Here is a 19,250-nt window from a genome sequence, read left to right on the forward strand (position 1 = left end):
GTCTCTCCTGAACATAAGGAGGACCACTTTTTTCGTTTATCAATAACTATTAAATTTAGTATCCATTTAAGATTTCCAAGTTTCTTGTGCGGGTTTCATCTCAGATTTCCGCATACGTGAAACGTAAGGGTTACCCTCTACAGTAAAGCGTAATGGTTTATGTGTCCATTCGCCTTTATTAGGAATGCCGATACGTGGGCTTTCAACAATGTCAACTGGATAACGACGTTGTTTTGTATCGATTTTTAGAGGACCTTCATTTAATTTAAAACCATCTAAGGCCATTGTCATATTAAAGGCACGTGTCCATTTACCTGGACCGTTTGTTAAGTCTATACCATCTTTGCCGTTACGATTTTCTTTCATTTGTTCAGTAATCGTTTCGGGTTCTAGTGCACGGATTAGTACCCCTTGGGCAGTACCTGCTGGTTGTGTCACAAAGTTGATTAATAGATGTGTATGCATGACATGTGCATAGATTGTACCGCCATCTTTATACATGGATTGTACACGAGGTGTATTTCGTCCATTGTACGTATGAGCAGCTTGATCAACGTCGCCTAAATAGGCTTCTGTTTCAACGATATAACCAGCATACGTTTGTTCACCATCGTCGAATTGGACTTTAACTCCTAATAGATCACGTGCGATTTCCTCGGTTGTGCGATGAATAAAATCCATGACTTTCCTCCTCATCTATTTAATACAGTACTTTCTATTTTACGCAAAGATGATAAGGAATAACAATATTTCGTTTGAAGAAGAAGTTTGTAGATATTGTAAAGTTCAGAAAAACTATGCTAATTTTACAATAAATCTGTTAAAATAAAAAAGAATAGTTTTAAATAACTATTACCTTTTAAAAGACATAAAAGAGTAAGTTGTAATACATAGAAGTATCGTAAAACAAAAAGTTAGAGAGGAGGATGAGTATGATAAGACGTGTTGGGTTTTTAGAAGCGTTTAAACTTTTCTGGAAAAATTATGTTAATTTTACAGGCAGATCGACACGCTCAGAATATTGGTTTGCGGCGTTATGGATGTTGATTTTATATGCGCCATTAACTTTTGTGATGATTTTAGGAACCATATTTTTAGTCGGTGGGGCTGCAGTTGATTCCAGTGGAGTAGCAGTTATGGGTATGATTTTATTCCTCATCTGCATGTTGGTTTATGTATTGTTTGCCTTAGCTACATTTATCCCAACTTGGGCTGTTATGATCAGACGTTTTCATGATACAGGCAGAACTATGGTGACGCCGATTGTTATGTTCGTATTGAGCATTGTGATGAATGTGTTTAATTTTGTACTTAATATGGATGAATCAACTGAACTAACACCAGCGTTAATTATATTTTTAATCATCAGCTTGGTTTATTTAGGTTTGTGGATTTATGTTCTTGTAGTGCTTTGTCTACCGAGTCAAGATAAAGATAATAAGTATGGTCGCAGTCCTTATGTGCATCGTTTTGAACAAGGTAATACGCCAGCCTCTAATACATCTCATGCTAAATCAGTTCAATCGACAAAAGGCAGTACGACCAGTCATGATTCAGGTTCAGATTTTTAATTTTGCTAGCGTTTATTGAGATAAGCATCTATTAGAAAGTAGTTCATATAGAATCTAAAAAATGGAGGAGATATACGATGCATGAACAACACAAAAAGAGTGTCGGATTCGTAGAAGCTTTTGTTTTATTCTGGAAACGTTACATTGATTTCAACGGGAGATCACGACGTTCAGAGTTCTGGTTTATGGTACTATGGACAATGATTATTAACATTGTATTGAATAGTCTGGATGTTTTATTAGGTTTGAATCAAAGTTTTGATAATACTTCTTTTGGTTTAACAACACTTTTTGAAATCGCAAGCTTCATTCCAGGGGTCGCTTTGCTTACAAGACGTTTCCATGATACAGGCAATACAATGGTGGTCCCAATTATCTTTTCTGCGCTATTAGTAATAGAACGTATTCTTTTATTTGTGGATTTAGGAGATGGCATGTTTGCTACAATTGTAGATGCCATTATCTCTATTGCACAGCTAGTATTTGTAATTTGGGTGATTGTCGTAGGTGTACAAAAGTCACAAGAAGGTCACAATGCTTATGGCCCAGAGCCTGTTGGGCAACGTTACAAACACGCCTAAAATCGAATAACAAAATAACAACATGGACGATACTTTTATATAGAAGGTATCGTCTTTTTGTTTATTATATGTGTCAATTTGACTAATATACTTGTCAAATTGACTATTATCATATAGCATGTGTATTAACGGAGGTAAGACGCATGAAAACACGATTAAAAGAATTGCGGGCACGAGATGGCTATAATCAAACACAACTTGCGAAAAAAGCAGGGATTTCACGACAAACCGTCTCATTAATTGAACGAAATGAATTTATGCCTTCCGTACTGACTGCCGCAAAAATTGCGCGGATATTCGGAGAACGCATTGAAGATATTTTCATTTTCGAGGAGGACGACTATGAGTAGCACGAAAAAGAATTGGAAATATGCAGGGAAAATCGCATTAGGTGGACTAGCAGGCGGATGTGTAGGATTATACTTCAGTTTTCTAGGTAACCATTCATCGTTACAACTGTTCGATTTTCAAGCAACCATTATTACCACACTGTTTACTATACTTTTAATTATAGGTATTGGTATTGTAATGAAATTGCAGCTATCCCAAGCTAAAAATTACAAGCATCTTTCAGAAGAAGATGAAGTGTTAGGAGATCATTATGATACTTTGTTCAATCGTAAGTTTTTCAACGCTTCAGTATTGAGCCATCTCAGTACATTTGTTGCGTTAGCGAATATTATTTTAGTCACTACGTTTAAATTTGCCAATAATCATTGGGAGGTTTCAGTCATCCCTTTTTTAATTTCATCAATTTTTAGTGTGATGTTTAAAATCTATTTGCCTAAATTAGATTCAAGATTACCAAATCCTAATGATGAACAATATGGAGATAAAATGATGAAAGCGATGGATGAAGGCGAGAGATATGTTACATTTTCAGCGATATTTAAGTTATTTCAATATAACTTACTTGCATTAACTATTTTGGTTCTCGTATTGGCATTCTATTCAGCAATTACAGGTCATACACAATCATTAGCTTTAACACTGCTATTTATCTTATTTGTCTTTAATGTTAGTTTTTATTACGTAAAAATTTACAAGTATTATAAAAGCAAATAAGTGTAAATTCTTTGTGGACAGTTTGTAAATTTAGATATTTAATAATATTATTATCATATACTTATGGTATATGATTAACAGAGTTGCTTTTCCAACACCAACGATAAGGAGTGATGTACGATGGCTTTAGTTTTAGAAGATGTGACAAAGCAATATGGCGATAAGACAGTGGTCAACGATATTTCATTAACACTTGAAAAAGGGAAGATGTTAGGGTTCTTAGGACGAAATGGTGCTGGGAAGACGACAACATTCCGTATGATTTTAGGACTGACACCATTAACAAAAGGGATCGTTACATATAATGGTGAAAAGATGGGTGAACATATGTTTAACCAAGTAGGTTATCTGCCTGAAGAACGTGGTTTGCATCCAAAAATGAAAGTCGCAGATGAGTTGCGTTATCTTGCGACTTTAAAAGGAATGTCAAAAAAAGATTTTAATCAAGCGTTAGACTATTGGTTAAATCGTTTTGAGATTAACGAGAACAGAGATAAGAAAATTGAATCATTATCTAAAGGTAACCAACAAAAAATTCAATTGTTAGCTAGTTTGATTCATAAACCTGAATTATTGATTTTAGATGAACCTTTCAGTGGTTTAGATCCAGTCAATGTAGAATTATTAAAATCAGCAGTTAAAGATCTGAACGAACAAGGTACTACTATTATTTTCAGTTCACATCGTATGGAGCATATAGAAGAACTGTGTGATGATATCTGTATTTTGAATCATGGTGATTTAGTTTTACAAGGCGACATACAATCGATTAAAGATCAATTTGATTTGAAGAAAATTGTGATTGAAACTGAAGATGCTTTAGAAAATTTAGAAGAAGTTGAAGGTGTTACACGTGTAGAACGTTCAAAACGTATGATTACTGTTTCTGTAGAAAATCAAGCAGCCGCAAAACGTGTCTTTGACGTAGTAGCTCAACATGGGTTTGTGAAACGATTCCAAGTGCTTGAACCTTCAATTCAAGATATTTTTATTCAACAGGTAGGTGATATTCATGAATAAATTTTTAGCTACGTTCAATTTGACGTATAAGAATAAAGTGAAATCACGCGCATTTATCATTATGACGGTCATTTTAGCAGTGATTATTATTGCGGCAGCTAACTTCAATAAGATTATCGATTTGTTTGATAACGGGCCGGATAAAATCGGCATTGCTTCTAATGAACCGAAAATTGCGCAAATGGTCAAAGCACAAAGCAAACATATTGAAGAAAAAGGTACAGAATTTAAAATCTTATCTAAAGAACAAGCGTTAAAAGAAATAAAGAAAGATAAAATTGATAAAGCTTATATCATTGATCAACAAGGACAAAAAATTAAAGGCGAAGTTGTTAGTAAAGACGCACCTTCTGATGAGAGTGTTCAAAAATTAGAAAGTATTTTAACACCGATTCAAACCCAAGCAGCAGCGCAACAAATTAATTTAAGTCCAAAAGAACTTTCTGATTTACAACAAAAAAGTGAAGTCACTTCAAAAGCAATCGGTAAAGGTGGCTCAGATACTTCTCAAAGCAATAAATTTTTAAATTGGATTATTTTATATGCGGGCATCATGTTGATGTTCCTGGTGATTATGAACTATGCCAACCAAGTAGCGATGGAAGTTGCGACAGAAAAAACATCACGCGTTATTGAAATGGTCATTACGAGTATTTCACCTGTGAAGCATATCTTAGCTAAAATTCTAGCGATGATTTGTGTCGCTTTTACACAAGTGTTGATTTTAGTTGTGATTGGTGCCGCAGCACTGTATTTTTCAGATGCAGGCGACTTAATGAAAAAGTTTGATATGACTATGACACCTACGACAACACGATTGATTATTGTCGGCGTACTTTCTATCATTATCGGCGTGGTTTCATATACTGTATTAGGAACAATTTTAGGCGCACTTGCGACACGTATTGAAGATTTAAATCAGTCGTTGATGCCGATGACAATTATTAGTTTCATTGCTTTTTATATCGCATTATTCAGTATGAACAATCCAGATATGATGTTAGCTAAAGTAGCAAGCTTTATTCCATTGTTATCACCATTCTTATTATTTGTTAGAGCTTCGACCCCGAATTTGGAACTATGGGAAATCATAGTGAGCATGGGTTTATCTGTAATCGTACTTGTTTTACTCGTATGGATAGCAGTGAGAAGTTATCGTGATTCAGTTTTAACGTTTGATAAGAATATCTTTAAAGCGTTGAAACGTGCAATTAAAAAATAAAAATGACAATCCTATAAAAAGATTTCTAAATGGCGCATGGTTTACTGTATTTCATCTAGTAAACCATGCGCCTTATTGTTAAAATATAAAGTGAGGAAAGTATTATAAAAAATAGGTGGCAGTCAGTATATGATGTATCCAATTGCAATTTTTATTTTAGCAGGGCTGTGTGAAATCGGCGGCGGTTATTTAATTTGGTTGTGGTTGAGAGATGCACAATCACCGTTGTTAGGGATGCTTGGAGGTATCCTGTTAATTACATACGGTATCATCGCAACATTCCAAGTATTTCCAACATTCAGCAGAGTATATGCAGCATATGGCGGTGTGTTCATTGTCATGAGTATTATATGGGGATATGTTTTTGATAAACAGATGCCAGATAAATATGATGTCATCGGCGGCATTGTATGTATTATCGGTGTCTTGATTATGTTGCTGCCTGATAGAGGCTGATGATTTTCATCGGGCAAGGAAAGGGTGTATTGAAATGATGTTTACAGAAGTGGAGCACCAAAGAAACGGTTTGGATTTAATCAAGGTTGATAACGACCAAGCGAAAATTATCTTTTCAAATTTTGGGGCGCGTATTGTGTCTTGGAAATATGAAGATAATAATATTGTGTTAGGAAATGTTGTTGAAGCGGATGAGTATTACCATGAAAATCCGTATTACTTCGGCGCAAGCGTCGGTCGTTTTGGGGGACGTATTGAAGACGGACGTTTTGAATTAGAAGGTAAAACTTACCAACTTGAACAAAATGATCCGCCTCATCATTTACACGGCGGTTTTCACGGAATTAATAAACACTATTTTGATTATGAAATTAAAGATGACAATGGCGGCTATATTCAAATTATCTTTACTACAACTGTTAAATCAGCAGATGATCATTACCCGGGCGATATTAAACTAAAGATTATACATACGTATGATATCGACAATCGATGGACGATTGAATATAGTGCAGAAGCAACAGAAACAACGTTATTTAATCCGACTAACCACGTTTATTTTAACTTGAACAGAGATAATAAAGAGGTGAACAACCATATCTTAACAAGTTCAACATTGAAAATGCATTTATTAAATGACAAGAATTTACCAACGCTTAATGATACTGTAGATTTAATTCAGGTATTAGGTAAACAATCAATGCGATTTGAAGATATCGGCAAAGCTGAAGATGAACGATTACATGCTCAAATTGAACGTTATCATGGCTTAGATCATCCATTTACAATCGGTGATGAACTGACTGTTGAAAATAGCCAATTCTTATTGAAAATGAAAACAGATATGCCACATGTGGTTATCTTTACTTTTAATGAAACCAGCAATTGGGAAAGTGATATGAACATTTATAAACCACACTCAGGTTTTACTTTAGAAGCACAATGCTTACCAAATGATATTAATTTACTAGGAGAAGAAGCACCTTCTATTTTACGTAAAGGTGACACATTCTTTTCTAAAACAACGTATCAAATTATAGAAAAATCTGAGTAATATAATGACAAGGAGTATTCAGTGATGGATGTTAGAGCGTTAAAATTACAAACTGTGAAAGACGCAGTCTCAGAAATTAAAGATGGTATGGTTGTCGGTATTGGTACAGGCAGCACGATTGAACTCTTATTACCGCATATCGCGAAATTATTAGATGATGGCGCTACAATTACAGGCGTTTGTACGTCTAATAAAACCGCATTGCTTGCGAAAGAATTAGGGATTACGATTGTTAACGTCAATGATGTCGATCATATTGATGTGGCGATTGATGGTGCAGATGAATTTGATCCGCAATTAAATTTAATCAAAGGCGGCGGTGGTGCACTGTTTCGTGAAAAAGTTATTGATGAAATGGCTGAACGCTTTGTGGTCATCGCAGATGAAACGAAACAAGTAGACTACTTAGGCCAAACTTTTAAATTGCCAGTAGAAGTTGATCGCTTCAACTGGATGCTAGTAGCGAAAAAAATAGAGAAAGATACTAAAGCAAAAGTATCACGTCGTAACGTGGAAGACATTACCTTTATCACAGATAATGATAATTATATTTTAGATGTTGAATTACCACCAAACACTGATCCATATGACATGCATGAATATTTAGTTCATTTAACAGGTGTATTAGAAACTGGATACTTCTTAGATCTTGCTGACCGTGTAATTGTCGGTAAACAAGAAGGTGTCGAAATTATTGATAAGGTCTAAAGAGACTTATTTTATTTAAATGAATAGGTTAAAAAGAAGCGCTGACAGATAACTGAATGATATCTGCCAGCGCTTTTATAATATAGCGATTCACTTATTTAGGTTCGTCTGTGTCTTTAGTTTGTGCGGGTTCATCGTCTTTGATAGATTCAGAATCGTCTGTTGAATGTTCAGGCTCTGTATCTTCAGTGACTGGTGTAGTTTCTTCTGTTTGTGCAGTTTCTGATACTGCAACATCTTCGTCTTCTTCATCTTTTGGATAGTCTAAAGGATTGTTCGGTTCAACTTCCTCTAAAGAATCTTTTGTGAAGAAATAGAAAGCTGCTCTGATAAGCAGACTGAGTAAGATGAAAACAGCGCCTACAAGTGCTGTGCTTAATGCGATTACTTTCATAGAGAAGACGTCTCCTAGTTCTTCACTGAAGAAGAAGACTAATCCAAATGACATTAAAGCATGGAATGCCACAGCAATGTAAATTGTACGTCCTTTAGTACCTCTGATCAATTCGCCGATAATCATTGAGAATGCGAAGTGATACAACAAGTTATATAATGTGAATTCTAATGTATAAGTCGTATTCACATTCCATAAGGCATATAGGATACCGATCAGGATAGATGCGAATAACGTATTCGTTTTTGTTTCTACGACATTCTGCAAGTATGAACGGAAACCGAATTCTACAAAGAATGCCATTAAAAGATGTCCGATTAAAATAGATGTGACAGACACAGATAAGTTTTTAGATTGTAAAATAATAAAACTGTCTGCGTAAGTATTAAAGGCAAACATACAAATAATACAAATCACAAGCGGTAAGATTAAAGCTAAAATAATGCGTTCAATCACTTTAAAACTGATTGTGAATTTTAAACTTGCGAGCTGAGCGCGTTTATTTCGAAATACAATTAAGCAGATAATAGCTGCGATAAATGGCGCAAGTGTACTCAAATCAAAGACAAAGCGTTTGAATGGAACTTGGCCTTGAAAATCTTTCAGTACCAATGGGAGTGCGTATGCAAGTACATAGAAGACAAAGATCGTCATAGCCCATTGGAAACCTGATATGCGTTTCGTGTCCATTATGAAACCTCCAATAATTACGGCGATATCCATACATTTTTATATTAACTTCTATCATATAATACATTACAAACAGAGTGAACCCTTAAGTATGTATTGAGAGTTTTAACCGTATTTTTAAGCGTATGGATATACATAATAACCTAATAGTATTATACATCTCAATAAAACATAAATAAATCACTTCCCCTGAAATGACTTCTAAATGAAATCTCGTTGTAAAGGTTGAATACAATAGTCTTAAGTGTAAGCGTTTTAAATTTTTTCGGAAAAGGGTATGCAAAAAGTAGAATAGACTGTTAAGAAATGTATATAATGATTCACAAGGTATGACTTAAGGAGGATGTGGAACCATGTATAAGCAAGCCAACAAAGATTTATGGACAGGTAGAGTGGATAGTGAAACAGATTCATCGCAATTCAGACACTTCCAAACAATTGAACTAAAAGATATCAATGAAACAAATTTTGATCGAAAACAAGGAACTGGCATTTTAGGCTACGCTGTAGATAAAGGGGTAGAACTGAACAATGGCCGCGTAGGTGCACAAGAGGGACCAGATGCGATACGTAAAGCATTTGCGAACTTATCAGTGTTAACACCTTGCTCAGTTTATGATTATGGCAATGTCTATCATGATCATGACGCATTGATTGAAACACAAGAAGAATATGCAGACTTAGCTTCAAAAATGTTTGACAATCATAATTATTCATTATTAATCGGAGGCGGACATGATATTGCTTATGCACAGTATTTAGCCATGCGTAAATCGCATCCAGATGCATCTATTGGCGTTATTAATATTGATGCGCATTTTGATACAAGAGAAGCAGAATCATCCACTTCAGGAACAAGTTTCAGACAAATTTTAGAAGAAGATGACAATGCGCATTACTTTGTTTTAGGTATTCAACCTGCGAGCAACACAAAACATTTATTTGATTACGCGGAAAAACGTGGCATTGAATATGTCACAGTAGATGAAATCTTACATGAGATTTCTCCAACGATTAAAGATAAAGTAGACCACTTCATTAATAAGCATGACGTGATTATGCTGACGATATGTATGGACGTGGTAGATAGCGCATTTGCGCCAGGTGTCAGTGCACCGGCAGTAAATGGCTTAACACCGCATATTATTTTAGAGTTAACAAGACGTGTCATCGGACATGAGAAGTTAATTTCTGTAAGTGTTGCGGAAACTAATCCATTGCATGACGTCGATAATCGCACCGCAAAACTTGTCGCATTATTACTGCATAATTTCATTCATTAATAGAGATAAATAAGACGGATACTTCAATTTGTGGAAGTATCCGTCTTATTTTAGTTCATTTTCCAATAATTGATACAGGCATCAATCAATTGATTGGCAGGTTCTGAAAGCTTACGTTTCTCTAGATAGTTTAAATAAATCGTTCGTTCAATATTTGGTTCTAATTTGACCGCATTTAAATGATTTGCTGAAGAAGATTGGTAGTAGAATCTTGGGATGATTGTATGTCCTAAACCTCTATGAACAAGTGTTGTCGCAGTTTCAAAACGATCGACCTCAAGTACAATATTCGGATGAATATTCATATGTTTAAAATATTCATCAACGTGCTTACGGACTTGGTATTGTCGATTAGGCAAGATTAAAGGCAATTGTTGTAATGCTTCAGCGCTGATGCACTTTTGATTATTAAACGTATTCTTCGGTGTAATCAATACATAAGGCTCTTGGTATAAAGGAACAGAGACAATCCCTTCACGTTGAATGGCTTCATTAAAAATTGCGAATGAAATATCAAAATTCAGCAAGCTGGAAATAATACGTTCAAGACTATGTTGTTCGACAATTTGATAGCGCTGTTTATGATATTGATAATGATGTTGTTGGATGACCATTGCCATCCATGCGCTTGTAGACTCTAATATTGAGAGTTTAATGCGTGGTTCATCACTGATATTTAAATCATACATCTGATCTAGCGTACGATGATACATCTCGACTAAGTCTGTCGCATGTTTATAGAATTGAATGCCTTTCTCTGTAATCTTTAAAGCTTTTGTTGTACGGATAAATAGAAGATACCCCAAATCATCCTCTATTTTCTTTATCGCAGTTGTTAAAGATGGCTGACTGATATGTAGAAACTGTGCTGCTTTTGTAAAAGAATTGTATTTAACAACTGCTAAAAAGTACTCTAATTGTATAATTTTCATGAAATTATCCCCCTGATTAGACATGCCGAAATCTTTGTAACACGTGCGTTTTCCCCTTGTTATAGTTTGAATCTATAAATGATTAGTTTATTGATATTTGAAGCTTATAATCATCTACGCGTATACTTAAGTTGTATTACAAGTTATACAAAAATATTCTAACGCAACAGTTTTAACGCTAAAATTTCGGAATATTCAATAAACTACCGCAGTTAATAATCTAAAAATTATAACTATTCATTCATTATAACATGGAATAGTCAGTGTAACTTGTAAGAATGGTAATGTGAGGTCGGTCCGTAAACAAGGGGACGTACATAAAATGAAGGGGATCATTTTTACGTAAGCTGATCGACCTTTCACTATCATTCACAAATTCATAACATGATGCGAAGCTTAAGTCATCGAGAGCCAGTCAGTTGAAACAGCTTTGTCGTACTTGTAAAACAAAGGGGTGTGTCAAGTATGAAAACAGAAGCAGATTTGGTTTCTGGCGATATGGAATTCCAGCCTGAGAGTAAACCCGCTGATAAGCAGACGGGGGTCGGCATGTGGCGGTTTTACGTATTCAGCATTATCGGAATTTTATGTTTCTTCGTACCAGTGACAATTAACGGAACGAACACGATTATTGTAGATCATGTTCATTTATGGATTCGCGCAGCATTCGGAGTAGCAATGCCTTACGTTGCATTGCTGATGATTTTAGTAGGTGCAGCATTACCGATTATTCGTAAAGACTTTATGAAATCAGCGACAGACTTTGTGGTGACTTTATTTAAAGTACTCGGTGCTGTCATTGGTATTATGTATGTCTTTAAAATAGGTCCGGCATTGTTATTTAATCCGAATTACGGACCGTTCTTATTCGATAAGTTGATGTTGCCGCTAAGTATCTTGATTCCAGTCGGTGCCGTGGCACTATCATTACTTGTTGGTTACGGGCTGCTTGAATTTATCGGGGTATTAATGCAGCCGATTATGCGTCCAGTCTTTAAGACGCCAGGTAAATCTGCAGTAGATGCCGTAGCATCTTTCGTCGGAAGTTATTCATTAGGTCTCTTGATTACAAACCGTGTCTATAAAGATGGAATGTATAACAAGAAAGAAGCGGTCATTATCGCGACAGGTTTCTCAACAGTATCCGCAACATTCATGGTAATTGTCGCAAATACATTAGATTTAATGCCGCATTGGAACTTATTCTTCTGGAGTACGTTGATTATTACATTTGTAGTGACAGCTATTTCGGCACATTTACCGCCGATTCGTAATGAATCAGAAGAATATTACGAAGGCCAAGAAGGTCAGAAAGAAGTAGAAGTTAACGGCAATCGTGTTGTCGCAGCTTATGATGAAGCAAAACGTCAATCACATGGTTCTTTACCATTACTCAAAAATATTTGGGTGAATGTGAAAGATGGATTTGAAATGACGATGGCGATTTTACCATCTATCTTATCAATCGGATTCTTCGGATTGTTGCTAGCGAATTTCACACCAGTGATTGATTGGTTAAGTTATATTTTTTATCCGTTTATCTATATTTTCCCGATTGCGGATAAACCATTGCTAGCGAAAGCTTCAGCGATTTCACTGATTGAGATGTTCTTACCATCATTATTAGTTGTGAAGTCAACGATGGCAGTTAAGTTAGTGACAGCTATTACAAGTATTTCAGCGATTATCTTCTTCTCAGCGCTGGTACCTTGTATTTTAGCAACGGATATCAAAATTCCAATTTGGAAATTAACTCTGATTTGGTTCATCCGTGTGGCATTAACTTTACTAATCGCAATTCCATTTGCGTTATTAATTTTCTAAATTGAAATCTAAAACTGTGTATTTAATATCATAACTAAACAAAGGAGAGATTGATTATGACTAAAAAAGTAGCAGCGAAAGGCAGACAAATTAAAGCGAAAAAAGGATTGGAAATTGAATGTAAAGGATGGGAACAAGAAGCAGTCCTTCGAATGTTATACAATAACTTAGATCCAGAAGTAGCAGAGCATCCTGAAAAGTTAGTCGTTTACGGGGGTATTGGTAAAGCGGCACGTAACTGGGAAGCTTTTGATGCTATTGTAGATACATTACGTCGTTTAGAAAGTGATGAAACGATGCTAGTTCAATCTGGTAAACCTGTTGCTGTCTTTAAAACACATGAAGAAGCACCACGAGTATTATTATCGAACTCTGTACTTGTACCGAAATGGGCAAACTGGGAACACTTCCATGAATTAGATAAAAAAGGCTTAATGATGTATGGTCAAATGACAGCAGGAAGCTGGATTTATATCGGCTCTCAAGGGATTGTTCAAGGAACATATGAAACGTTTGCTGAACTCGCAAACCAACATTATAACGGTTCATTAAAAGGTACAATCACATTAACAGCTGGTTTAGGCGGCATGGGTGGTGCGCAGCCATTAGCTGTAACGATGAATGAAGGGGTAGTTATCGGTGTAGATGTGGATCCATCTCGTATCGAGAAACGTATTGAGACACGTTATTGTGATATTATCACAGATTCTTTAGATGAAGCGTTAGAAAAAGCACAAGAAGCGAAAGAAGCAGGCAAACCATTATCTGTTGGTTTAGTCGGCAATGCACCTGAAGTTTATAATGAGATTTTAAAACGTGACTTCAAGATTGATATCATTACAGATCAAACGTCTGCACATGATCCGTTAAACGGCTATGTACCTGAAGGTTATTCTTTAGAAGAAGCGTCAGCGTTACGCGATGCAAATCCTGAAGAATATGTAAAATTATCTTCACAATCAATGAAAAATCATGTAGCAGCAATGTTAGAATTCCAAAAACGTGGGGCAGTAGCATTTGACTATGGTAATAATATCCGTCAAGTAGCGTATGACCAAGGTTTAGAAAACGCTTTTGATTTCCCTGGATTCGTACCAGCATATATCAGACCGTTATTCTGTGAAGGTAAAGGACCTTTCCGTTTTGCGGCATTAAGTGGTGATCCAAAAGACATCGAACGTGCGGACCAAGCAATGCGTGAACTTTTCCCTGAAGATGAGAAGTTAATGCGCTGGTTAGATATGGCAACAGAAAAAATTGCATTCCAAGGTTTACCTTCAAGAATTGCATGGTTAGGTTATGGCGAACGTGCCAAAATGGGCTTGAAATTAAACGAATTAGTACGTAATGGTGAAATCTCAGCACCAGTTGTGATTGGACGTGACCACTTAGACTCAGGTTCAGTAGCATCACCAAACCGTGAAACTGAATCAATGAAAGACGGTTCAGATGCTGTAGGTGACTGGGCAATCTTAAACGCATTAGTCAATACTGCAGCAGGTGGTTCTTGGATTTCAGTCCACCACGGCGGTGGTGTAGGTATGGGTTATTCATTACATGCCGGTATGGTTGTTGTTGCAGACGGTTCAGATCGTGCAGAAGCACGCTTGAAACGAGTATTAACAACAGATCCGGGTATGGGTGTAGTAAGACATGCTGATGCTGGTTATGATATTGCGATTGATACAGCAAATGAAAAAGGTGTCGATATTCCAATGTTAAAGGAGCAAGATTCTAATGAGTAATGATGTTGTTATCCAAAATATTGCACAATTAATTTTACCGAAGAAAACTGATAAACCTTTAAAAGGCAATCAGTTAAATGAGTTGAAAATCATTGAAAATGCAACATTAGTTGCGAAAGACGGTAAAGTAGTTTATGCAGGACCTCATACAGAAGAGTATGATGCACAAGAAGTGGTAGATGCGACAGGCAAAGTCGTATCTCCTGCTTTGGTTGATGCACATACACACTTAGTATTCGGCGGTTCAAGAGAGCATGAAATGGCATTAAAACAACAAGGTGCGTCTTATCTAGAAATTCTAGAACAAGGCGGCGGTATTCTATCTACAGTTAAAGCAACACGTGAGGCAACTGAAGATGAGTTGTTAAAGAAAACAGACAAGTCTTTACGTGAAATGATGTCTTATGGTGTTTTAACAGTAGAAAGTAAGAGTGGATATGGATTAGATAAAGAGAATGAATTGAAACAATTAAAAGTGTCACATGCTTTAGAGAAAAAGTATGGCATTACAATGAAACACACATTCCTAGGGCCACACGCTGTGCCGAAAGAAGCGGAATCTAATCAAGCATTCTTACAAGAGATGATTGACTTATTACCAGAAGTAAAAGAATATGCAGACTTTGCGGATATCTTCTGCGAAACGGGCGTCTTCACAGTTGATGAATCACGTGAATATATGAAAGCAGCTAAAGAACAAGGCTTTGATGTGAAAATTCACGCGGATGAGATTGATCCTTTAGGTGGTTTAGGTGTAGCGATTGAACAAGGTGCGATTTCAGCTGATCACTTAGTCGCTTCAAGTGAAGAAGATAAACAAGCATTAAAAGATAGCGACACAGTTGCGGTTGTTTTACCAGGAACAACATTCTATTTAGGTAAAGATCAATACGCAGATGCACGCGGTATGTTGGATAATAATGGTGCAGTAGCCATTGCCTCTGACTTCAACCCAGGCAGTAACGTAACGAATAATTTACAAATGGTAATGGCAATTGCAGCACTGAAATTAAAATTAACTCCAAATGAAATTTGGAACGCAGTCACAGTCAATGCGGCAAAAGCAATTGATGCAGATGCAGGTACGTTAGAACAAGACGACCGCGCAAACTTCGTGATTTGGAATGTACCGAATTATGAATATGTACCATACCATTATGGTATCAACCATGCGGAATATGTTTATAAAGACGGTAAGTTATTTATTGACAACCGTATTGAAGTACAACAATAAGCTTTAACTATCAGTTAAACACAACTTTTTACAGCCATGCTTATGATTTCTCATAAGTGTGGCTGTTTTTTGCTTCTTAATAGTCTGACAATTTATGTTAAGATAAGTGCATAGAGAAGTGGGCGGGTGAAAAAATTGGAACGTCAAATGTATGTGAATCAATGGAAAGGTGATATCAAAGACAACGTGTTGGCAGGTATTTTAATTGCGTTATCTGCATTGCCTGGTGCAATTGCTTATTCATTTATTGTCGGCATGAACCCTTCAATCGGCTTATTGAGTATGGGGATTATGATGATTGTACTCAGTCTGACTGCAGGCAGGACTTTAATGATTACAGGACCAAGCAGTGGTATAGCCTTAGTCGCAGCACCTCTAGTCATGCATCATGGTGTCGGATACTTAATCTGTGCAACGATTGTCATGGGGATACTCCAATTAGGCATGGGTGCGTTAAATGTAGGACGATTGATTGAACGCATTCCTCAAGCAGTTGTAATCGGCTTTATGAATGCCTTAGCTTTATTATTAATGTCTTCGCAAATCGATAATATTTTCAACATTTCAATCGCAACGTATGTTTTTGCGATAGTCTCTTTTTTAATCATTTGGTTCGCGCCCCGATTCATTTCGTTTATTCCAGCACCTTTGATCTCAATTATTGTCTTAACCATCATTGCACATCTTATTCATCCGAAACTACATTATGTAAAAGATTTAGCAGATATCTATGTGGTATTACCTAAACTCCAATGGTCTCAGTTTCATCTGTTTACAGAAAGTCATGCCTTAATGGTTATTGTGGGTTACGGTATCACGATGGCAATTGTAGGTACACTGCAATCTTTATTGACTGCACAAGCATTGGATGTGCTAACAAATGAAAAGAGTTGTTTAAATCAAGAATCAGCTGCACAAGGACTTGCGAATTTAGCAGCAGGATTATTTGGTGGTTTTGGAGGCAGTGCATTAGTCGGTCAATCAAAATTTAATGTGAAAGTCGGTGCAACTGCACGTTATGCGACCTTAGTGACTGCTTTGTTTTTATTATTGACGATTTACGTCTTAGGGCCTGTTATCGCACTGATTCCAATGGTCGTACTCGCGACTGTATTAGTTTCGATTGCGTTGAATACTTTTGATAGACGTACTATACAAGCGATTAAAGCGAAGCCTCTGTTAAATACCGCAACGATTATCGGTACGATGATTGTCACGTTAGTAACGAATAATTTAGCCTTTGGTGTCGCGGCAGGTTCAGCAATATATTTAGTGATTTACGTTGTAAGTAAAGGAAGGGAAAGTTTATGAGTCATTTTGAACAATTAGTCGAATGGAGACGTATGTTTCATCAGCATCCAGAAGTTTCTTATCAAGAATATGACACTACTGCGCGTTTAAAAGAACTTTTAGAAGAACATGAGATTAAAATTATAGATTATCCACTAGACACAGGATTGGTGGCAGAAATCGGTGAAGGCGAAACGATTGTTGCGTTACGTACAGACATTGATGCTTTACCGATAGAAGAACAAGTAGATAGTGAAATCACGTCACAAAATAAAGGTGTAATGCATGCTTGCGGACATGATATACATATGGCAAGTATTTTAGGTGCTGCATTGTTGCTGAAAGAGAAAGAAGCAGAATTGCCTGGACGTGTGCGTATTTTATTCCAAGCTGCCGAAGAAGTGGGCAGCGGTGCACAACAAATGGTAGAAGCGGGTGTATTAGAAGGTATTAAAGCTGTGACAGGTTTTCACAATGATCCGACATTAAAAGTGGGCACGTTAGCGATTAAACCAGGTGCGATGACTTCAGCAGTAGATCGCTTCTTTATTCGAATTAAAGCAAAAGGGGGTCACGCCGCAAAACCTGAAGAAAGCAATGACCCGATGATTATTTTAGGTCAATTATTAACGAGTGTGCAGTCTATCGTCAGTCGTAATGTTTCAGCCTTTGATTCTGCAGTTGTGACAATTGGGGAAGTATCAGCTGGCAACACGTGGAATGTGATTCCAGATTCAGCACGCATTCAAGGAACAGTTCGAACATTTAATAATGAAACACGTGCACTTACAGAACAACGTCTACAAAGTATTTGTGATGGTTTAGCTGCTGCCTTTAATGCGGAGATTGAATTAGAATGTATTCATTTACCGAATGCAGTCATGAATCATGAAACATTAACACATATTGCACAAGAAGCGGCAGAAGAGACAGGTTATAAAGTTGAACAATTGAGCCAACCTAAAACAATTGGTGAAGATTTCTCAGCTATGAGTGATACTGTCCCTGGTGTTTTCAGTTTCATCGGTTCACAATCTGATTATGATTTACATCATCCGAAATATAACCCGAATGAAGACATTTTGAAAAAAGCGCCTGAGTTTCTTGCGAATTTAGTTCAAAAATTATTTTAATTTGCCGATGAATGAAATATGGATTTTGTGGTATATCAATAGAGAGACAAATAATTGAGGAGTGATAGATAATGGCACCACAAGATCCACGTACAAAATTCTCTGATCAAGATTATCCAAAACAAGAACAAGAATGGCCAGGTTTCCAAACAGATATGGATCCAAAACCAGACTGTGGCGAAACATCATATAAAGGACATGGACGCCTTGAAGGATTGAAAGCATTAGTTACAGGCGGTGACTCTGCGATTGGTCGTGCAGTCGCAATTGCGTATGCACGTGAAGGTGCGTCAGTTGTGATTAACTATCATCCGAAAGAAGAAGAAGACGCACAAGAAGTTAAGAAAGTTATTGAAGATACAGGCGGAACTGTTTATTTAAAACCAGGTGATTTATCAGATGAACAATTCAACTACGATTTAGTTGAATACGCACACGAAACGCTTGGCGGTTTAGACAATGTGACATTGGTTGCTGGACATCAGCAATACCATGAAGGATTCGAAAACTTCAAAACAGAAGATTTCACACAAACCTTCACAACGAATGTGTATTCATTATTCTGGACAGTTCAAAAAGCACTTGAGTATCTAAAACCAGGTGCGACGATTACAACGACAACATCTATTCAAGGTTATGACCCTAATCCAATCTTGCATGACTATGCGGCTACAAAAGCTGCGATTATTTCACTAACAAAAAGCTTAGCAAAAGAATTAATCGATAAAGGTATCCGCGTGAACTCAGTAGCACCCGGACCATTCTGGTCACCGCTTCAAATCTCAGGTGGTCAACCGCAAAGTAAAATTCCTGAATTCGGTCAAAGTTCAATGATGGGCCGTGCAGGTCAGCCAGTAGAATTAGCAGGCACTTATGTCTTACTTGCTTCAGACGAATCAAGTTATACAACAGGACAAGTGTATGGCGTAACAGGCGGTAAACAAATTAACTAAGCTATGATTAAGACAGCGTTCCAACAATGAATGGAACGCTGTTTTTATACATATAAACACATTATTCGCAAAGTAAGGTTTAGTTTATTATGCTA

At 36.6% G+C, this 19,250-nt stretch carries 19 protein-coding genes; 16 read left to right on the forward strand and 3 right to left on the reverse strand.

The features are described from left to right. Positions 1–66 precede the first annotated feature (66 nt). Entirely contained in the window at positions 67–681 is a 615-nt protein-coding gene (locus HMPREF2603_RS01185) for a DNA-3-methyladenine glycosylase (RefSeq protein ID WP_002479681.1), read from the reverse strand. Positions 682–932: 251 nt separating this feature from the next. On the opposite strand from HMPREF2603_RS01185, the gene HMPREF2603_RS01190 reads away from it, so the two are divergent. The 9 genes from HMPREF2603_RS01190 to HMPREF2603_RS01230 all read left to right on the forward strand — a co-directional run bounded on the left by HMPREF2603_RS01190 (position 933) and on the right by HMPREF2603_RS01230 (position 7,677). Then, positions 933–1,571, forward strand: a complete 639-nt coding sequence (locus HMPREF2603_RS01190) for a DUF805 domain-containing protein (RefSeq protein ID WP_070468814.1) — start codon at positions 933–935, stop codon at positions 1,569–1,571. A gap of 77 nt (positions 1,572–1,648) precedes the next feature. Then, positions 1,649–2,152: a DUF805 domain-containing protein gene (locus tag HMPREF2603_RS01195; RefSeq protein WP_070501875.1), complete on the forward strand. Its 504-nt coding sequence runs from the start codon at positions 1,649–1,651 to the stop codon at positions 2,150–2,152. Positions 2,153–2,295: 143 nt separating this feature from the next. Further along, on the forward strand, positions 2,296–2,502 hold the full coding sequence (locus tag HMPREF2603_RS01200; RefSeq protein WP_002479678.1) for a helix-turn-helix transcriptional regulator: 207 nt from the start codon (positions 2,296–2,298) through the stop codon (positions 2,500–2,502). Beyond that, positions 2,495–3,217 carry a DUF3169 family protein gene (locus HMPREF2603_RS01205; RefSeq protein ID WP_060803630.1) on the forward strand — a complete coding sequence of 241 codons (723 nt, stop codon included), beginning with the start codon at positions 2,495–2,497 and terminating at the stop codon, positions 3,215–3,217. Before HMPREF2603_RS01200 ends, HMPREF2603_RS01205 begins: the two co-directional genes overlap by 8 nt. Before the next feature lie 120 nt (positions 3,218–3,337). Then, complete coding sequence (locus HMPREF2603_RS01210) at positions 3,338–4,237, forward strand: ABC transporter ATP-binding protein (RefSeq protein ID WP_023015039.1); 900 nt, start codon at positions 3,338–3,340, stop codon at positions 4,235–4,237. Beyond that, positions 4,230–5,459 (forward strand): ABC transporter permease, encoded by a 1,230-nt coding sequence (locus HMPREF2603_RS01215; RefSeq protein ID WP_057509936.1) that lies wholly within the window; start codon positions 4,230–4,232, stop codon positions 5,457–5,459. The genes HMPREF2603_RS01210 and HMPREF2603_RS01215 overlap by 8 nt, the downstream gene beginning before the upstream one ends. A gap of 129 nt (positions 5,460–5,588) precedes the next feature. Continuing rightward, positions 5,589–5,915 (forward strand): YnfA family protein, encoded by a 327-nt coding sequence (locus HMPREF2603_RS01220; protein WP_002479674.1) that lies wholly within the window; start codon positions 5,589–5,591, stop codon positions 5,913–5,915. 37 nt (positions 5,916–5,952) lie between these two features. After that, a complete protein-coding gene (locus HMPREF2603_RS01225) occupies positions 5,953–6,969 on the forward strand; it encodes an aldose epimerase family protein (protein ID WP_060803685.1) in 1,017 nt (338 codons plus the stop codon). A gap of 21 nt (positions 6,970–6,990) precedes the next feature. Continuing rightward, on the forward strand, positions 6,991–7,677 hold the full coding sequence (locus tag HMPREF2603_RS01230; RefSeq protein WP_060803631.1) for a ribose 5-phosphate isomerase A: 687 nt from the start codon (positions 6,991–6,993) through the stop codon (positions 7,675–7,677). A 94-nt stretch (positions 7,678–7,771) separates the two neighbouring features. Here HMPREF2603_RS01230 and HMPREF2603_RS01235 read toward each other — a convergent pair whose 3' ends face one another. Then, the gene (locus HMPREF2603_RS01235; RefSeq protein WP_002479671.1) at positions 7,772–8,761 is read right to left on the reverse strand and encodes a peptidoglycan release complex CPBP-like subunit SdpC; all 990 of its coding nucleotides are present in this window, start codon (positions 8,759–8,761) and stop codon (positions 7,772–7,774) included. 353 nt (positions 8,762–9,114) lie between these two features. On the opposite strand from HMPREF2603_RS01235, the gene hutG reads away from it, so the two are divergent. Then, positions 9,115–10,044, forward strand: coding sequence for a formimidoylglutamase (hutG, locus tag HMPREF2603_RS01240; RefSeq protein WP_002479670.1), 930 nt, complete (start codon positions 9,115–9,117; stop codon positions 10,042–10,044). Positions 10,045–10,094: 50 nt separating this feature from the next. On the opposite strand, the gene HMPREF2603_RS01245 is transcribed toward hutG, so the two are convergent. Further along, a complete protein-coding gene (locus tag HMPREF2603_RS01245; RefSeq protein ID WP_060803632.1) occupies positions 10,095–10,976 on the reverse strand; it encodes a LysR family transcriptional regulator in 882 nt (293 codons plus the stop codon). A gap of 498 nt (positions 10,977–11,474) precedes the next feature. Between HMPREF2603_RS01245 and HMPREF2603_RS01250 the strand changes: the two genes are divergently transcribed. The 6 genes from HMPREF2603_RS01250 to HMPREF2603_RS01275 all read left to right on the forward strand — a co-directional run bounded on the left by HMPREF2603_RS01250 (position 11,475) and on the right by HMPREF2603_RS01275 (position 19,155). Further along, the gene (locus tag HMPREF2603_RS01250) at positions 11,475–12,800 is read left to right on the forward strand and encodes a YjiH family protein (protein WP_173020225.1); all 1,326 of its coding nucleotides are present in this window, start codon (positions 11,475–11,477) and stop codon (positions 12,798–12,800) included. 56 nt (positions 12,801–12,856) lie between these two features. Then, positions 12,857–14,545 (forward strand): urocanate hydratase, encoded by a 1,689-nt coding sequence (gene hutU, locus HMPREF2603_RS01255; protein ID WP_060803634.1) that lies wholly within the window; start codon positions 12,857–12,859, stop codon positions 14,543–14,545. After that, positions 14,538–15,779, forward strand: a complete 1,242-nt coding sequence (gene hutI / locus HMPREF2603_RS01260; RefSeq protein WP_002479666.1) for an imidazolonepropionase — start codon at positions 14,538–14,540, stop codon at positions 15,777–15,779. The genes hutU and hutI overlap by 8 nt, the downstream gene beginning before the upstream one ends. Before the next feature lie 126 nt (positions 15,780–15,905). Further along, positions 15,906–17,090 carry a SulP family inorganic anion transporter gene (locus HMPREF2603_RS01265; protein ID WP_306806996.1) on the forward strand — a complete coding sequence of 395 codons (1,185 nt, stop codon included), beginning with the start codon at positions 15,906–15,908 and terminating at the stop codon, positions 17,088–17,090. Further along, a complete protein-coding gene (locus HMPREF2603_RS01270; protein WP_060803635.1) occupies positions 17,087–18,202 on the forward strand; it encodes an amidohydrolase in 1,116 nt (371 codons plus the stop codon). The genes HMPREF2603_RS01265 and HMPREF2603_RS01270 overlap by 4 nt, the downstream gene beginning before the upstream one ends. A gap of 71 nt (positions 18,203–18,273) precedes the next feature. Then, on the forward strand, positions 18,274–19,155 hold the full coding sequence (locus HMPREF2603_RS01275) for an SDR family oxidoreductase (protein WP_023015032.1): 882 nt from the start codon (positions 18,274–18,276) through the stop codon (positions 19,153–19,155). Positions 19,156–19,250: the final 95 nt, after the last annotated feature.

Origin of the sequence: Staphylococcus sp. HMSC055C03 (assembly GCF_001809385.1) — a bacterium.
Taxonomy (GTDB): Bacteria; Bacillota; Bacilli; order Staphylococcales; family Staphylococcaceae; genus Staphylococcus; species Staphylococcus simulans.

What these genes read in the sequence shown, in the direction of transcription:
- HMPREF2603_RS01185 (WP_002479681.1), bottom strand. Translation starts at nt 681, where the DNA reads ATGGATTTTATTCATCGCACAACCGAGGAAATCGCACGTGATCTATTA.
- HMPREF2603_RS01190 (WP_070468814.1), top strand. Translation starts at nt 933, where the DNA reads ATGATAAGACGTGTTGGGTTTTTAGAAGCGTTTAAACTTTTCTGGAAA.
- HMPREF2603_RS01195 (WP_070501875.1), top strand. Translation starts at nt 1,649, where the DNA reads ATGCATGAACAACACAAAAAGAGTGTCGGATTCGTAGAAGCTTTTGTT.
- HMPREF2603_RS01200 (WP_002479678.1), top strand. Translation starts at nt 2,296, where the DNA reads ATGAAAACACGATTAAAAGAATTGCGGGCACGAGATGGCTATAATCAA.
- HMPREF2603_RS01205 (WP_060803630.1), top strand. Translation starts at nt 2,495, where the DNA reads ATGAGTAGCACGAAAAAGAATTGGAAATATGCAGGGAAAATCGCATTA.
- HMPREF2603_RS01210 (WP_023015039.1), top strand. Translation starts at nt 3,338, where the DNA reads ATGGCTTTAGTTTTAGAAGATGTGACAAAGCAATATGGCGATAAGACA.
- HMPREF2603_RS01215 (WP_057509936.1), top strand. Translation starts at nt 4,230, where the DNA reads ATGAATAAATTTTTAGCTACGTTCAATTTGACGTATAAGAATAAAGTG.
- HMPREF2603_RS01220 (WP_002479674.1), top strand. Translation starts at nt 5,589, where the DNA reads ATGATGTATCCAATTGCAATTTTTATTTTAGCAGGGCTGTGTGAAATC.
- HMPREF2603_RS01225 (WP_060803685.1), top strand. Translation starts at nt 5,953, where the DNA reads ATGTTTACAGAAGTGGAGCACCAAAGAAACGGTTTGGATTTAATCAAG.
- HMPREF2603_RS01235 (WP_002479671.1), bottom strand. Translation starts at nt 8,761, where the DNA reads ATGGACACGAAACGCATATCAGGTTTCCAATGGGCTATGACGATCTTT.
- hutG (WP_002479670.1), top strand. Translation starts at nt 9,115, where the DNA reads ATGTATAAGCAAGCCAACAAAGATTTATGGACAGGTAGAGTGGATAGT.
- HMPREF2603_RS01245 (WP_060803632.1), bottom strand. Translation starts at nt 10,976, where the DNA reads ATGAAAATTATACAATTAGAGTACTTTTTAGCAGTTGTTAAATACAAT.
- HMPREF2603_RS01250 (WP_173020225.1), top strand. Translation starts at nt 11,475, where the DNA reads ATGGAATTCCAGCCTGAGAGTAAACCCGCTGATAAGCAGACGGGGGTC.
- hutU (WP_060803634.1), top strand. Translation starts at nt 12,857, where the DNA reads ATGACTAAAAAAGTAGCAGCGAAAGGCAGACAAATTAAAGCGAAAAAA.
- hutI (WP_002479666.1), top strand. Translation starts at nt 14,538, where the DNA reads ATGAGTAATGATGTTGTTATCCAAAATATTGCACAATTAATTTTACCG.
- HMPREF2603_RS01270 (WP_060803635.1), top strand. Translation starts at nt 17,087, where the DNA reads ATGAGTCATTTTGAACAATTAGTCGAATGGAGACGTATGTTTCATCAG.
- HMPREF2603_RS01275 (WP_023015032.1), top strand. Translation starts at nt 18,274, where the DNA reads ATGGCACCACAAGATCCACGTACAAAATTCTCTGATCAAGATTATCCA.